This window comes from Maricaulis maris (assembly GCF_036322705.1).
GTDB lineage: Bacteria > Pseudomonadota > Alphaproteobacteria > Caulobacterales > Maricaulaceae > Maricaulis > Maricaulis maris_B.
This window is the reverse complement of the sequence record NZ_AP027270.1, coordinates 651,737-666,171: the sequence shown is the minus strand read 5'-3', so window position 1 is coordinate 666,171 and position 14,435 is coordinate 651,737. Positions and strand designations below refer to the sequence as shown.

11 protein-coding genes are annotated in these 14,435 nt (G+C 64.8%); 6 read left to right on the top strand and 5 right to left on the bottom strand.

The window, feature by feature from the left end; genetic code table 11:
* Positions 1 to 185: 185 nt before the first annotated feature.
* Positions 186 to 1,667, bottom strand: a complete 1,482-nt coding sequence (hisS, locus tag AAA969_RS02965) for a histidine--tRNA ligase (RefSeq protein ID WP_338243458.1) — start codon at positions 1,665 to 1,667, stop codon at positions 186 to 188.
* A gap of 182 nt (positions 1,668 to 1,849) precedes the next feature.
* Between hisS and AAA969_RS02960 the strand changes: the two genes are divergently transcribed.
* Entirely contained in the window at positions 1,850 to 2,326 is a 477-nt protein-coding gene (locus tag AAA969_RS02960) for a hypothetical protein (RefSeq protein WP_338243456.1), read from the top strand.
* Here AAA969_RS02960 and AAA969_RS02955 read toward each other — a convergent pair.
* The 4 genes from AAA969_RS02955 to AAA969_RS02940 form a co-directional block, all read right to left on the bottom strand.
* On the bottom strand, positions 2,323 to 4,437 hold the full coding sequence (locus tag AAA969_RS02955) for a protein-disulfide reductase DsbD family protein (RefSeq protein WP_338243454.1): 2,115 nt from the start codon (positions 4,435 to 4,437) through the stop codon (positions 2,323 to 2,325). The two genes, AAA969_RS02960 and AAA969_RS02955, sit on opposite strands and share 4 nt — an antisense overlap.
* A 167-nt stretch (positions 4,438 to 4,604) precedes the next feature.
* Positions 4,605 to 5,390 carry a SapC family protein gene (locus tag AAA969_RS02950; RefSeq protein WP_338243452.1) on the bottom strand — a complete coding sequence of 262 codons (786 nt, stop codon included), beginning with the start codon at positions 5,388 to 5,390 and terminating at the stop codon, positions 4,605 to 4,607.
* Positions 5,391 to 5,541: 151 nt separating this feature from the next.
* Positions 5,542 to 6,162: an OmpW/AlkL family protein gene (locus AAA969_RS02945; RefSeq protein ID WP_338243450.1), complete on the bottom strand. Its 621-nt coding sequence runs from the start codon at positions 6,160 to 6,162 to the stop codon at positions 5,542 to 5,544.
* A gap of 121 nt (positions 6,163 to 6,283) precedes the next feature.
* Positions 6,284 to 8,413 (bottom strand): TonB-dependent receptor, encoded by a 2,130-nt coding sequence (locus AAA969_RS02940; RefSeq protein WP_338243448.1) that lies wholly within the window; start codon positions 8,411 to 8,413, stop codon positions 6,284 to 6,286.
* 115 nt (positions 8,414 to 8,528) lie between these two features.
* Here AAA969_RS02940 and AAA969_RS02935 point away from each other — a divergent pair, with 115 nt between their 5' ends.
* The 5 genes from AAA969_RS02935 to AAA969_RS02915 all read left to right on the top strand — a co-directional run bounded on the left by AAA969_RS02935 (position 8,529) and on the right by AAA969_RS02915 (position 14,422).
* On the top strand, positions 8,529 to 8,960 hold the full coding sequence (locus AAA969_RS02935) for a transcriptional repressor (protein WP_338243445.1): 432 nt from the start codon (positions 8,529 to 8,531) through the stop codon (positions 8,958 to 8,960).
* Positions 8,961 to 8,973: 13 nt separating this feature from the next.
* The gene (locus tag AAA969_RS02930) at positions 8,974 to 9,897 is read left to right on the top strand and encodes a thioesterase family protein (RefSeq protein WP_338243443.1); all 924 of its coding nucleotides are present in this window, start codon (positions 8,974 to 8,976) and stop codon (positions 9,895 to 9,897) included.
* A gap of 31 nt (positions 9,898 to 9,928) precedes the next feature.
* Positions 9,929 to 11,335: a M24 family metallopeptidase gene (locus AAA969_RS02925; protein ID WP_338243441.1), complete on the top strand. Its 1,407-nt coding sequence runs from the start codon at positions 9,929 to 9,931 to the stop codon at positions 11,333 to 11,335.
* A gap of 367 nt (positions 11,336 to 11,702) precedes the next feature.
* The gene (locus AAA969_RS02920) at positions 11,703 to 13,484 is read left to right on the top strand and encodes an ABC transporter ATP-binding protein (protein ID WP_338243439.1); all 1,782 of its coding nucleotides are present in this window, start codon (positions 11,703 to 11,705) and stop codon (positions 13,482 to 13,484) included.
* A gap of 8 nt (positions 13,485 to 13,492) precedes the next feature.
* Positions 13,493 to 14,422 carry a thioredoxin family protein gene (locus AAA969_RS02915; RefSeq protein WP_338243437.1) on the top strand — a complete coding sequence of 310 codons (930 nt, stop codon included), beginning with the start codon at positions 13,493 to 13,495 and terminating at the stop codon, positions 14,420 to 14,422.
* The last annotated feature ends 13 nt before the right edge of the window (positions 14,423 to 14,435 follow it).

The following is a 14,435-nucleotide window of genomic DNA, read 5'->3' as shown; positions in this document are numbered from 1 at the left end:
AAAAGGGGCTGGCAATGGCCAGCCCCGAGATAACGGTTGGTCGATAAAGGACGCCTCCTCCCCGAAGCGCCAAAGAACCAAGCGGTCAGGCCCAGTTCCGAGTCTGACGTTGACGTGGGCACCCGGTTACGTCAACCCCCATAATCCGGAGAGCTGGGGACAAGGTCCGCCATGGCCTCGTTTTTTCAGCCTGCCCGGTGGCGCTCGACCAGCGCCGAGACCGCGCGGAGCCAGTCGGTCCGGGCGACAGTTTCCTGCGCCGGCTGCTCCTCGCGCCACTGCTTGTTGTCACTGATATCGGCGGCCAGGCGGGCACCGAGCTTGAGGTCCTTGATCGTCACCAGACCTTCCTCGCGCTCATTCGAGCCGACGATGACGGCCGCCGCGGCACCGCGACGATCGGCGTATTTCATCTGCTTTCCCATATTGCCGGAGCCGACAAAGGCCTCGGCCCGGAAACCGGCCGCGCGCAGCTCGCGGGCCATGGCCAGATAGTCCGCCGAACGATCCTTCTCGCTGGCGACCACGAGAACCAGCGGCTTCTCCTCGACCGAGCCGGTCAGGCCCAGGGCCGACAGGGCGGCGGCAAAGCGGCTGACGCCGAAGGAGAAACCGGTCGCCGGCACAGCCTGGCCGGTGAAGCGCGACACCAGGTCATCATAGCGACCGCCGCCGCCAACCGATCCGAACTGGATCGGCGAGCCGTCGTCATAGCTGGCCTGGGCCAGCAGCTCGGCTTCGAAGACGGGCCCGGTGTAATAGCCAAGGCCGCGCACCACGGACGGGTCGAACAGGGCGCGGTCGACATCGACCCCGATCGCGGTCAGCACCGCGTCGATCTCGGCCAGCGCGGCGAGCCCGGCCTTGCCGGTGTCGGAGGTCCCGATCAGCGGCTCAAGGCGCCCGATGACATCGCTCCGGCTGCCGCCACCAGCGTCGAGGAAGCCTAGAACGGTATCGATTCCGGCGGTATCCAGCCCGGCGCCCTCGGTGAAGTCGCCCGACTCGTCCTTACGGCCGCCGCCGAGAAGCAGGGCCACGCCGTCGCGACCGAGCCGATCCAGCTTGTCGGCAGCGCGTAGCACACGCATGCGGCGCTCCGGGTCGGCCGCACCGATCGTTTCCAGCACACCGTCGAGAATGCGCCGGTCATTGACCCGCACCACATAATCGCCATCGGCCAGACCAACCGCGCGCATCACATCGGCAGCGAGCGCGATCATCTCGGCATCCGCTGCGGCACCGGCGGCACCGACCGTGTCAGCATCGCACTGGACAAACTGCCGGAAGCGGCCCGGGCCCGGCTTTTCATTGCGCCAGACATCGCCGGCCTGGTAGCGCCGGTAGGGCTTGTTCAGGTCCTGGAAGTTCTCGGCCACGAAGCGGGCGAGCGGCGCGGTGTGATCATAGCGCAGCGACAGCCACTGCCCGTCATCATCCTCGAGCGCGAACACGCCCTCATTGGGACGCTCCTCGTCGGGCAGGAACTTGCCGAGCGCGTCGGCGTATTCAAAGGCCGAGGTCTGAAGCGGTTCGAAACCCCAGTCGTCATAGATCCGACTGGCGGTCTCGACGAGATGGCGCTCGACCCGCAGGACAGAGCCGCTGCGGTCTTCAAAGCCGCGCGGACGACGGGCCTTGGGTCGAAAGGGTTTCTTGGCGCTCATCACGATCTCCGATCTGGTTGGCCTCTCCGCCGGCGCGGACAAGCCCATGTCAGGCGGTGTTTTCCACGAGCAGACAGGCCCTGTGAACCCGCACACGCACACCGCAAGGGGAGATGCCGGTCGATTCACCGGAAATCAAGGCGTTACTGCTAGAACAGGCTGAGACTGACCGGGAGCCTGCCATGAAATCCGCCCTCTTCGCCGCGATCGCCGCCACGCTGCTGGCCCCCGCTGCCGCCCAGGCCGGGCCGGGCAGTGACTTCGCCGCCTTCGCCGCCGCGATTGGCGAGACCGCCCGGGCCCGCTCGCAGGAAGCCGCCAGGCGCCCGGCAGCCCCCGCGACCCCGCTCGATATCGAGGATCCGCTATCGTTCGAGCTGGAACAATTTTCCGTCGAGGCCCTGTTGATGAGTCGCCGCATAGACGAGGCCGGTGGCCCCATCGACCTGCGTTGTATCTTCCGCGGCATGTCGGCCGATGCGACATCGAGGCTGGAAGCCCTGAACGCCGCCGAAACCGCCGCCGAACAAGCCCATATCTATGCCGACCTCGCCGCCCTGATGTCTGACGCCAGCAATATCGCTCCCGCCGTCGACAGCGATACCGATCTCAGCGGTGTTGAGCTGCCGGCAAGCTGCCCGGCCCTGTCAGGGGGCTAGTTCGCCGCCGCCCATTCGAGCTGGTCGACGAAACCACCCGTGGTCAGAACCGTCGGCAGGACGCGCGGCGCGCCGCCCGAGGCCGGATACATCAGATAGAGCGGAACACCCGCCTGGCCGTGCTCGCTGATCAGCGCGCCGATCGTCTCGTTGCGATTGGTCCAGTCGGCCCGCATGCTGACAACACCCAGACTGTCAAAGGCATCCTTGACGGTGTCGGTATTGAGCACGGTGAGCTTGTTGATCTGGCAGGTCACGCACCAGGCCGCCGTCACATCGACGAAGACCGGCTGCCCCATCGCCTGCAATTCGGCGACACGCTCACGCGACCATTCCTCTTCACCGACCGCCATGTCCGGGCCACCGGTGGCTGCGGGAAGCCGCGCGATGGCGACGACGCTCAGGACACCGAGCGCAAGGGCAATGATGGCGATAACCGACCAGATCCGATGGCCCTGGCCGTGCGCCCAGACCGCGAAGGACAGGGCCAGCATGGCGGCGCCGAGGAAGAGCAGGCCGGTCGGACCGGACTGGATCGCCAGCACCCAGCTCAGCCACACGACCGAGGCAAACATCGGGAAGGCAAGAAACTGCTTGAAGGTGACCATCCAGCCGCCCGGCTTGGGCAGGAAACGCAACAGGCTCGGGAACACCGCGAACATCACGAACGGTGCCGCCAGGCCAAGACCCATGGAACCGGCAACCAGAAGCACCACCGGCACAGGCTGGGTCAGGGCCAGCCCGAGCGCGCCGGCGGCCAGGGGGCCAACGCAAGGGGCCGCCACGACGACGGCGAGCACGCCTGTGAAGAAAGCGCCTTTCCAGCCCGGCTTGTCAGCCAGTCCGGAGCCCAGACCCATCAGCCGTGTGCCAACCTCGAACACGCCCAGCAGGTTCAGCCCGATGGCAAACAGCAGCAAGGCCAGGCTGGCGACCACGATCGGCACCTGCAGCTGGAAGCCCCAGCCAACCGGCAGGCCGACTTCGCGCAGGATAACGAGGGCACCGGCCAGACCGACAAAGCTGACCAGAACCCCGACCAGGAAGAACACACCCTGGGTCCGCACCGCACCGGCATCGGAATGGGCGACCTGGACGAATTTGAGGACCTTGATGGACAGCACCGGGAAAACGCAGGGCATCAGGTTGAGGATCAGGCCGCCGCCAAAGGCGAGCAGGATCAGGCCGAGGATACCGACCGGTGCGGAGGCCGGAGACGGCGCCCCGGCAAGCGGCTCAAGTCCATAGCCACCGCCGCCCGGTGCGGCTTCGACGACAATGGCGCGGCGCTCACCGCCACCGGTGTTTTCCCAGGCAACAACGCCATCAAGCCCGCCCGCTTGCGCCGCATTGGCGGCATAACCCGGCTCAAGCAAGACGAGGGTCGAGCCCTCACCCGCCCTCAGCGTCTGAAGGCCGGCATTGCGGATGACCCCGGTCTCGTAAGGGAAGAAGCGCAGCCCTGTAATGGCAGCCGGATCGGCAAAGGCCGGGCCGCTCAGCTCGAGGATCACCCGGCCCCCCTCAACCGCGTATGAGGCGGCAATTGCGTCATCCGGCTGCGGGACGCTGTCCAGCGCTGTGCGGATGTACCAGTAGCCAGCCTCGTCCTGCTCACCGCTCGCCGCCACCGGCAGCGTCAGGGACAGGGTGCGCTCCTCGGGGACGCAGATATCTTCGCAGACCAGCCAGGTGGCATCACCCGTGATCTCGACCGTGTCGCCGACATAGTCCGCCGCGACCGTGATCGGCATCGGCAGGACGATCTCATCCTTGTAGCCATAATCCATGATCATGTCGGTGAGCGGCAGCTCGATCGGGGTCGGCCAGACCACATCACCGATCTGCACACCGGCCGGCAGGTCCCACTCGATTTCGACCGGCAGACCATTGTCACCGGGGTTGCGCCAATAGGTGTGCCAGCCCTCTGGCATGATCTGGTGAAGGCCAAGATGGAAGCTGTCGCCCGGCGCGGCGACGGACTGCTCGGAGAGCAGCTCCGCCTCGATAATCGGCTCTCCTGCGGACCAGGATGACTGGGCTGAGGCCGGCGCAAGCGCCGCCAGGCCGGTCAGGACGATCAGGGAGAGAAATCCGCTCAGAGCGCGCATTCAATTACCTCTTGGAAAACAGTCGGGATCGGCGTCTACCGGTGGGATATAGTCGCTTTTTCGCCAGCGTCGACCGACCTCGCACCGCAATGTCGCAACTGTGATCGCATATGCAAACGGCCGCACCAGAGCGGTGCGGCCGTTCACAGACAGGATCAGGCAGATGATCAGGCTTGGGCAGGTGCCTGGGCGTTCGCCACGTTCGACGTGCGGCGCAGGATACGCTCCCAGCGCTGCAGCGAAATCATGTGCGAAATGATCGCACCGAGATCACCATTGCCTTGCATTTCCTTCAGCTTCTCAGCCGGAAGGGCATCAAACTTTTCAGCCGAAACGCCCCAGTATTCCGCAACCGTGACCGGGTTTTCCGGATCCTGGGGATTGGAGACCTTGACGTCTTTCTTTTCCAGCAGGTCCATCGCGATCAGGCGCTCGACGAAAGCCTCGGTCGTGCGGGCGTCGTTCTCGAAAGCCGACACGAAGTCGATCGCTTGCTGGGTGTATTCGGTCGGCTCGCCCTTGTCGTCGAAGAAGGGACGCTCCGGCTTCTCGCTGACCACAAACTCCGCATCCAGGTCAACGCAGACCGTCGACGGCTGGTCATTCGGATTGGCCGCGCTGACGAAGGGGTAGCGACGGACATAGGCCGGAATGTAATGTTCGCTGTCGAACTGGCCGTCTTCGGTGACGAAGACATTGGAACCCTGACGCAGGCCCATCACCAGGATCGGCATCTTCTTCTCGCCGAGGAAGATGATCGGATAACTGCCGCAGGCGAACGAGAACTCGGCACTGATGGCCGGCACGAAATGCCAGTCTTTCAGGAAGTTGAACGGCTGCGAAACCGTGTTCACGCCGTAACCGGCATGCTTTTGACGATTGAGCGGTTCCACATTCTTGTAGAGCGGAACAGTCCCGGTAAGGCGCGGCTCGGTGGCGGCGGCGTCGACCATGATAAAAACCCCTTAAGTTCGTTGCGCTTTGGATAACCGATCTGGCCAAACCCGGCAACGCACCGGAGCAGACCTGTTCCAGCACGGCCACGCAAGAAAAATGCCGGTCGCAGTCGCGGACCGGCATTCTCCTTGATTCAAGCGGACAGTTCTAGAAACGGCGTCCGATTCCGAGGCCGAAGACCACGGGGTCGATCTGCACGGCAGCGGCAATCGCACCATTGATGGTCACGTCGGTGTCGATATCGATGTATTTGACGTCGACATTGACGAACCAGTCCTCATCGAGCGCAAAGTCGACACCGGCCTGCGCGGCCAGACCAAAGCTGGCATCATAGTCGATGGAGGTCAGGGCAGACCCCGCCGGCAGGTTCTCGTCAAAGAAGTGGGTGTAGTTCACGCCAGCGCCAACATAGGGGCGGACCTGGCCATCCGGATTGAAATGATATTGCAGCGTCAGGGTTGGCGGCAGCAGGGTGACATCGCCCAGATCGACATCACCAAGGCTGGTGCCGACGGCCATCACGTCATGTGGCGTGACACCGAGGATGAGCTCCAGCGCCCACTGGTCCTGCACGAACCAGGTGATGTCCAGTTCCGGCACGATCGAGGTGTCGATATCAACGTCGCCGCCGATCGTGGCGATGTCGGCCGATTCATTCGGCGCCACATTGATGCCGCGCAGGCGTACCAGCCAGTCACCGCTCTCGGCCGAGGCGGGCGCGGCCGCGACCAGCGCGACAAGGGCAGCGGTGAGATACAGGCGTTTCATGGGATTGATCCTTTCGTCCCTAAAAATTCTAGGGACTTTCTGGACCCATCCGCTGGCGCAGGGCAGTGCGCGTTTCGCCGCGCGACAGCCTGCCGCGCGGCAGGCTGTCGCGGCCGGCTGGCTAGAAGTCGAGGACGAGGGCCGCCCGGAAATTCCGGCCCGGCAACGGCACCTGGTCCTTCAGGACAGACGTATGCAGACGCGCTTCCTGGTCGGTCAGATTGCGGCCTTCCAGGATCACCCGCAGGTCACGCGCCTCGAAGGGCTCGAAGGTCCAGCGGGCGTTGACCAGAACATAGGACTGGGTCTTGAACTCGAAGGCCGCCGTGTCGTTCTGTACATCCGCCCATTCGACTTCAACATGGAGGTCGTGACCACCGCGTGAGGCCGTCACGCCGCCCGTCAGTGACAGCGGCGGCAGGCGCGGCAGGTCCCCGCCAGCGTCGAGGCTTGCCTGGACATATTCACCGGTCAGTTCGCCGTCGAAGTCCCAGCCGCCAAGCGATCCGAGCGGGCCTTCCAGGCGCCCCTCGAAGCCGGACAGGACCACATCGTCCTGGCTGTAGGCAAAGGCCGGCAGGCCATCTTCCTCGGCGCCGGTGGCATAGGCGGCGATAAAGCCGTCATAGTCGGCCCGGAAGATCGAGGCTTCCAGTGACCAGTCCGCGAACGCGGTCCGTGCCGTCAGTTCAGCGGAGACCGCGCGTTCGACGTCCAGGTTCGCATCGCCCTGCTCATAGGAGCGCGTGGCGGCATGCGGACCGTCGGCGAAAAGCTCGACATCGGTCGGTGCCCGCTCCGCCGACGACAGGGTCAGCGCGAGGAAGGTGTCACGCGCCGGGCGCACGAAGACCGAGCCGGAAACGCTGAACGTATCGAAGCTGCGGCTGTCGGTCGGCGTATCGAGATCGCGCTGCTCAACCCGCAGACCGCCCTCCAGACCCCAGTCATCGGAGTCCCAGCGCTCGACAAAGAAGAGGCCCCAGTCGGCGGTTTCAGACGGCGGCACATAGGCTTCCTCGCCGGCCGCCTCGAAATCGCGATTGAAGGCCTGCAGACCGGCCGCGCCTTCCCAGGTCCCGCCCCACAGATTGATCGGGGCGTGGCGCGCCTCGACGCGGCCCTCCCAGCCATCATTGGTGAAACGGGTGCCGACTTCATCGCCTTCCAGCTCGACATGCTCATAGCTGCCCGTGCCGAAGGAGAATCTCACGCGGTCGATATGCTCACCCAGATTGCGCCACTCGCCGCGCACATCGAAGCGGGTCTGCTCGAGATCAATGCGAACATCGCCATGATCGTGTTCCTCATGATCGTGATCGTCGTCGTGATCCTCATCATGATCCTCGTCCTCGTGCTCGCCATGATCATGGCCGCCCGGGATGCCGTAGAGCGCATTCGATTGCTTGACCGCGACGCCGAAGAAGCCGTTCTCGCCAACCCAGGAAATACCCGCCGAGGCCGAGGAGAAGTCGAGGCCGGAATTCTCGACCGTCCCGTAGGGATGCTCCTCCTCGTGATCTTCGTCATGGTCGTCATCATCATGATCATCATGGTGCTCTTCCTCGGCCTCCTCGAAGAGGCGTAAGATGTCGGACTCGGCGTAACCCGGAATGTCATAGGGCTGGGCCGTCCGCATCAGCCCTTCCAGGTTGATCACGAACTCGCCGGCATTGAAGCGGACGCGCGCCGCCGCCGTCTCGCCTTCATCGACCGAGGTCATCGAGCCATAGAAGCGGCCTTCCAGCCCGTCCTCGGCGCGCGCATCGGGAATGCGTCCGTCAATCACGTTGACGACCCCGCCGATGGCACCGCCGCCATAGGCAATGGCCGCAGGACCGCGCAGGATCTCCACGCTTTCCGCCTCAAGCGCCTCGGAGGCTACGGCATGGTCGGGTGAATTCGTCGAGGCGTCGATCAGGCCGACGCCATTGACCAGAACCCGGACCCGGTCAGCGCCGAGGCCACGAATGACCGGTCGGCTGGCGGCCGGCCCGAAATAGGTCGTGGAGACGCCCGGCTCGTGGGCGATCGTATCGGCCAGAGAACCGGCGAGACTGTCTTCGAGGTGGCGCCGATCAACGACTTCCACACCGCCGGCAACTTCATCCGCGCCAACCCCCAGCGGCGCCGAGGTAACGACGATCACATCGTCGTCATGTTCGCTGGCCTGGGCATAGGCCGAGGTGCCGAGGCCTGTTCCGGCAAGGAGGGCGACAAGAGCTGTGGTGCTGGACAGACGCGCGATCATGGCTTCCCCGATATGTAATAACAGTACAGAACGGAGACGTGATATTATAACATCTCGGTGAGATCAATGCCGAAACTCTGGGAAATGCGGCAAAGCGTGATTAAATGTTCGCAAGATGACCATTGATTCCCTGACCACGGCGCTCGTCGCCGCCGAAGCCCACTGCCTGGAACGGGGCGAAAAGCTCACCCCGGTGCGCCGGCGGGTGCTCGAACTTGTGCTAGAAGCCGACGGGCCGGTGAAGGCCTATGACCTGCTCGAAGCCCTCAAGCCGGGTCCGGGCTCGGCCAAGCCACCGACCGTCTACCGGGCCCTCGACTTCCTGATGACCGCCGGCCTCGTCCACAAGGTCGAGGCGCTCAACGCGTTCGTCGGCTGCAGCCATGCCCATGATGACGGTGCCGCCGAGCTGTATATCTGTTCCGGTTGCGGTGCTGTCGAAGAGCGCCACGGCGCGCCCCTGCCGACCAATGCCCCCGACGGCTTCTTCATCCAGCGCTCGGTGGTCGAGCATTTCGGCCAGTGCGCCAACTGCCACCCCGGCTGAGGAGCCATTCGAGATGATCGAGCTCTGGCGTGGCTGCGTGAACGCCTGGGAGTGCGACGAACTCGGACATTTCAATGTCCGCTTCTACCTCGCGAGGGCCAGCGAGGCGCTGGCCAATCTGGCCGAGGCCGCCGGTCTCAACCCGATCCATTGCCCGCACGCCCTTGCCACACTGATCCCGCAAGACCTGCATGTGCGCTTCCTCGCCGAAGCCCGCCCGGGTGCCCCTCTCTTCATAGAGGGCGGCTTTCTCGGCTTTGACGCGGCCACCGCCGACATCATCCTGACCATGCGCCATGCCGGCACCGGCAAACCGGCGGCAAGCCTGACGCTCCGGGTTGCCCATGCCGCGCCGGACAGCGCAACCCCGTTCGATTGGCCCGCGCGCTTCGCCGAGACCGTCAACGCCCTCACCGTCGAGCTACCCGACTATGCCCGCCCACGCGGGCTTGCTGCCGGTCCGAGCACTCTGGATGCCGCCTGGCGCACTGCAGACGCGCTGAAGCTGCCGGTCATCGGGCGTGGCCGTTTCGGTCCACAGGAGATGGATGCGTTCGGAACCCTGCGCGCCGAATTCCTGCTCGGCCGGGTCTCCGACAGCGTCACCAATTTTGCCGCCGCCTTTCCGGAAGAATGGGCGATACATGCCGGTGAACCTGCCGGCAATATCGGCTCGGCCCTGCTGGAATGCATGATCCATGTCCACCGCTGGCCACGCGCCGGCGAAGGCTTCGCCATCCGCTCCGGCCTCAAATCAGCCGGCCCCAAGGTTCGCAATATCGTCCACTGGGTGCTCGAACCCGCAACGGGAAAGCCCTGGTGGACCATGGAAGGCGTCGCCGCCCCGATGGACCTGGACGCCCGCAAGCTGGCTGAGATTGATCCGGAAACCCGGGCGAAAGTGGAAGCGGCGATTGTGCCGGGGATCGAGGCCTGAGATGCGGGCCATGACTGCCGGGGAGAACAGAATGAACGTGATCAAAACCCGTCGACCGGGATGGCGGAGCGCACTGGCCATCCTGTTTTCCCTTGGATTTTCGCTCCCGGCGCAAGCGCAGACGACCTTGCCGTCGGCCTGGGACCAGAGCGATTGGGGTCTGCGCGATACAGAGTTGTCCTCTCCGGAGCTGCCCCCTGTCCTGCCGCTCCGCGAGCGGGCCGCGCTCATCGATCAAGTCATGGAGGACCGCCTCGACCAGCTGATCCCGCAGATCATGCGCGAGCAAGGCGTTGCCATGTGGGTCTTGATGGCCCGTGAGTATTTCGAGGAGCCAGTGGTCGCCTCGATGCTGGACGCGCGCAGCATGGCCGCGAGACGCCGCACGATCCTGGTCTTTTTCGATCCGGGCGAGGGTCAGCCTGTCGAGCGCCTCACGGTCAGTCGCTACGGTCTCGCTGGCCTGTTCGAAGCCGCGTGGGATCCGGACGTTCAGCCTGACCAGTGGGCCGCCGTGGCCGACATCATCGCCGAGCGCGATCCGGCCAGTATTGCCATCAATTTCTCCGACCTGACCGCCTTTGGTGACGGCATGACGCTGAGCCAGTACCGGGCCATGACCGCCGCCCTGCCGGAGCTTTACCGGGACAGGCTTGTCTCTGGCGAAACGCTTGCCGTGCGCTGGTTGGAAACGCGTGTCCCGAGCGAGGTCGCGCTCTATCCGGCGATCGTGCGCACAGCTCACGCCCTGATCGCCCGGGCCTTCTCGCGCGAGGTGATCACACCGGGTCAGACCACCGCCGACGATGTCGTCTGGTGGTATCGTGACGAGCTTGCGCGGCTGGGTCTTGCACCCTGGTTCCATCCATCGGTCAGCATCCAGCGGCGGGGCCGCGAGGGCATGCTGAGCGGTGATGAAACCATCCAGCCCGGCGATCTGCTGTGGACCGATTTCGGCATCACCTATCTGCGTCTGAATACCGACACCCAGCACCTCGCCTATGTTCTCCGCCCCGGCGAGACGCAGGCTCCGGAAGGTCTGGTCGACGGCCTTCGGAATACCAACCGGGTCCAGGATATACTCCTGTCACACTACGAGGCCGGCCTCAGCGGCAATGACATTCTGGAACGAACCCGCGCCGACGCGCTGGCTGAAGGTCTCGACCCGTCCATCTATACGCATCCCATCGGCTTGCACGGCCATGGCGCCGGGCCGGCGATCGGGTTCTGGGACAATCAGGCGCCGACAGACCGGGGGGCCGGGCCGGTCAACGCCAACACAGCCTGGTCAATCGAACTGACGTCGTTCAGTGAGGTCGCGGAATGGGGCGGTCAGCGGGTTGATTTCAGGTCCGAGGAGAACGCTTTCTTCGATGGTGAGACAATCCGCTTCATCGACGGGCGCCAAACAGAGTTGACCCTGATCCCGTCAGACTGACGGCGAGTGGCGACATCGCTCCAAACGCAGTGTCGCGAATATTTCTCCCGGATTTTCGCGCCCCTTCCTGTGCCCCCGACGCCACACATCTCGCCTCAAACGCGAAATCAGCACTGCGGCAACTTGCCCTGCCCGCCGCATCGGGCTACCCACCGGCTCCCGTTCATGGGCAATAGTGAGCAGATCCATGCGAACCATCATCTAGGCAAACAAGGTAGCCGGCGCGCTGCCTGACCCCGAGCCCGCTTCGACCGCAACCCGGTCGCCGCCCCCGGGACATCGCCGCGTCACGCCGTGTTTCCCAGATGATCAAATTCCATGTGAGGACGGATCCCGCAGCGTCGCTGCACCCGGGTCCGCTGCTGAAATGTCCGACTTTCAAGACCAAGACGAAACACCTCGCGCCCGCGACCTGTCCAACCTTCAGGTGCTAGCCTATCTGACGCGCCAGTGGCGGCGCCGGCCGCTGCTGCTGACCGGCATGATCGTCTTCATGGTACTGGCCACGCTCGCCGAGCTGTTGATCCCGCTCGCCGCAGGACGGCTGATCGACACACTCGCGGCCGGTCCGGAGGACGGCACGCCGCGCCTCGCCTTCCTGACCTATCTCGGCGCCGCGCTGCTGTTCTACGCCCTGCGCCAGGCCGCCTCGCGCTGCGAAGTACCGTTCTCATCGGCCAACATGGCCGACCTGACGACGCATGCCTTCTCGCGCGTACAACGCTTCTCGCTGGACTGGCATGCCAACACCTTTGCCGGTTCGGTCGTCCGCAAGATCACGCGCGGCATGTGGGCCTATGACACGGTCACGATCAACATCTTCATGGGCGTTGCTCCATCGGTCGGCGTGATGCTGGGCATTGCCGGCGTCATGGCCTGGCGCTGGCCGCTGGTCGGTGCCGTGGTCTTCGTGGTGATGGCGGTTTTCATCACCTCGTCCCTTCTGCTGAGCCGCTATTACATCCGCCCGCAAAACATGCGCTCGAACGCGCTGGACAGCGAGATCGGCGGGGCGCTGGCGGATGCGATCGGCGGTGCGGCGACGGTGAAAAGTTTCGGCGCCGAAGGCCGCGAGGACGCCCGTTTCCATGACCTCGCCTGGCGCTGGCGGACCGAGACCAAGAAGACCTGGACGCGTTTCGTCAATTCCTGGCTGGTGAATATCGTGACCGATCTGAGCATGCAGGCCGCCCTGGTCGGCCTGCTGGTCTGGCAATGGTCGCGCGGCGCGGCCTCGGCCGGTGACGTGGTGGCTGCCCTGACGGCCTACATGATCGTGTCGGGCTATATGCGACGCTTTGGCGAGCAGGTGCAGCAGATCCAGCGCGGCATGGACGAGATCCAGGACCTGGCGATCTTCGACCTGCAGGAGAGCGATGTCGACGACCGCAGCGACGCGCCGGACTTCCAGCGTCGTCAAGGTGCGATCGAGTTCGCCGATGTCGGCTTCACCTATGCTGGCCAGACCCGCCCGCTCTACACCGACTTCTCGCTTTCCATTGAGCCGGGGGAAACGGTCGCGCTGGTCGGGCCGACCGGATCGGGCAAGTCGACCTTCGTGAAACTCGTGCAGCGCCTTTACGACGTGAATGAGGGGGCCGTCCTGATTGACGGACAGGACGTCCGCGCCGTGACCCAGCACAGCCTGCGCAGCAATGTGGCGCTGGTCCCGCAGGACCCGGCCCTCTTCCACCGCACGATTGCCGAGAACATCGCCTATGGCGCGCCCGGCGCAACCCGGGACGAGATCATCGCGGCGGCGAAGGCGGCCCATGCCGACGCCTTCATCCAGCGTCTGCCGAAGGGCTATGACACGCTGGTTGGCGAGCGCGGGGTCAAGCTCTCGGGCGGCGAACGCCAGCGGGTCGCCATCGCCCGGGCCATCCTCACCGATGCGCCGATCCTCATCCTCGACGAGGCGACCTCCAGCCTCGACAACGAGACCGAGCGTGATGTCCAGTCGGCGATGGAAGCGGTGATGGAGGGGCGGACGACCATCCTGATCGCGCACCGCCTGTCCACGATCCGCAATGCCGACCGCATCCTGGTTTTCCAGAACGGTCGCATCGTCGAACAGGGCACGCATGACGAGCTGGCTGCCAATGATGCCGGCCTCTACGCCCGGCTGGCCGCGCTCGCCGCCGGCTAGGATCACGAATGCGCGACGGACAGGCGGATGCAGCGCATCTGCCTGTCGCCCACTCCCCGATCATGCTTGACTGGGCCATCAATGTTACGAGGTACCCCGCCATGCGCCTGGCCGCCCTGTTCGGATGTCTGCTGCTCCTTCTCACCACGCCCGCCCTCGCCGAGGACGCGCATCCGACGCCCTTCGACGAAAATTTCGAGGCCATGGATGTCGTCGACGAGGCGCTGGCCGAAGCCCTGGCGGCGAACAAGCGGCTGCTGCTCGTCCTGGGAGCCAACTGGTGCCATGACAGTCAGGGCCTGGCTCATAATTTCGAGGACCCTGAACTGGCCGCAACGCTGGAGGCGCATTATGTGACGCGCTTGATCGATGTCGGCTGGCGCGACCAGAACCAGGATATCATGCGCCGCTTCGGCGTCGCCGCGATCTACGCCACGCCAACCGTCTTCGTGATCGATCCGGCCAGTGAGACCCTGCTCAACCGCGACGAGCGCAATCAGTGGGGCTCGGCCTATTCGACGCCGATCGAGGATGCGCGCGCCTGGTTTGCCCGCTGGGCCGATGCCCGTCCGGCGACCGGCGGCCTGGTCGAAAGCTCGCTGGTTTATCAGGCGATGATGATCGAGATCGACATTTTCGAGGAGGAAGAAGGCACCCGCCTCGCCCGCGCCTATCAGGACACCGGTCGCTGGCGGTTTGCCGACGACGCCGATCGTCCGGACAATTACCGGGAGCTGGACCGCGAAGCCGATCAGTGGCGCCGCGAGCTGCCACGCCAGGTCGCGCAGCTGCGCGAGCAGGCGCGGGCCATGGTGATCGGTGCCCTGCGCGAACGCGCCGGCGACCAGCCCTTCACGGTCGAAACCATTGCCGCCCTTGATGCCGACAATCCGGACCTCGCCCTCGATTTCGAGCCCCATGTCAGCGAGATCTGGTAACCGTCAGGAGCGA

What these genes read in the sequence shown, in the direction of transcription:
- AAA969_RS02925 (WP_338243441.1), top strand. Translation starts at nt 9,929, where the DNA reads ATGAACGTGATCAAAACCCGTCGACCGGGATGGCGGAGCGCACTGGCC.
- AAA969_RS02915 (WP_338243437.1), top strand. Translation starts at nt 13,493, where the DNA reads ATGCGCGACGGACAGGCGGATGCAGCGCATCTGCCTGTCGCCCACTCC.
- AAA969_RS02955 (WP_338243454.1), bottom strand. Translation starts at nt 4,437, where the DNA reads ATGCGCGCTCTGAGCGGATTTCTCTCCCTGATCGTCCTGACCGGCCTG.
- AAA969_RS02930 (WP_338243443.1), top strand. Translation starts at nt 8,974, where the DNA reads ATGATCGAGCTCTGGCGTGGCTGCGTGAACGCCTGGGAGTGCGACGAA.
- AAA969_RS02940 (WP_338243448.1), bottom strand. Translation starts at nt 8,413, where the DNA reads ATGATCGCGCGTCTGTCCAGCACCACAGCTCTTGTCGCCCTCCTTGCC.
- AAA969_RS02950 (WP_338243452.1), bottom strand. Translation starts at nt 5,390, where the DNA reads ATGGTCGACGCCGCCGCCACCGAGCCGCGCCTTACCGGGACTGTTCCG.
- AAA969_RS02920 (WP_338243439.1), top strand. Translation starts at nt 11,703, where the DNA reads ATGTCCGACTTTCAAGACCAAGACGAAACACCTCGCGCCCGCGACCTG.
- AAA969_RS02935 (WP_338243445.1), top strand. Translation starts at nt 8,529, where the DNA reads ATGACCATTGATTCCCTGACCACGGCGCTCGTCGCCGCCGAAGCCCAC.
- AAA969_RS02945 (WP_338243450.1), bottom strand. Translation starts at nt 6,162, where the DNA reads ATGAAACGCCTGTATCTCACCGCTGCCCTTGTCGCGCTGGTCGCGGCC.
- hisS (WP_338243458.1), bottom strand. Translation starts at nt 1,667, where the DNA reads ATGAGCGCCAAGAAACCCTTTCGACCCAAGGCCCGTCGTCCGCGCGGC.
- AAA969_RS02960 (WP_338243456.1), top strand. Translation starts at nt 1,850, where the DNA reads ATGAAATCCGCCCTCTTCGCCGCGATCGCCGCCACGCTGCTGGCCCCC.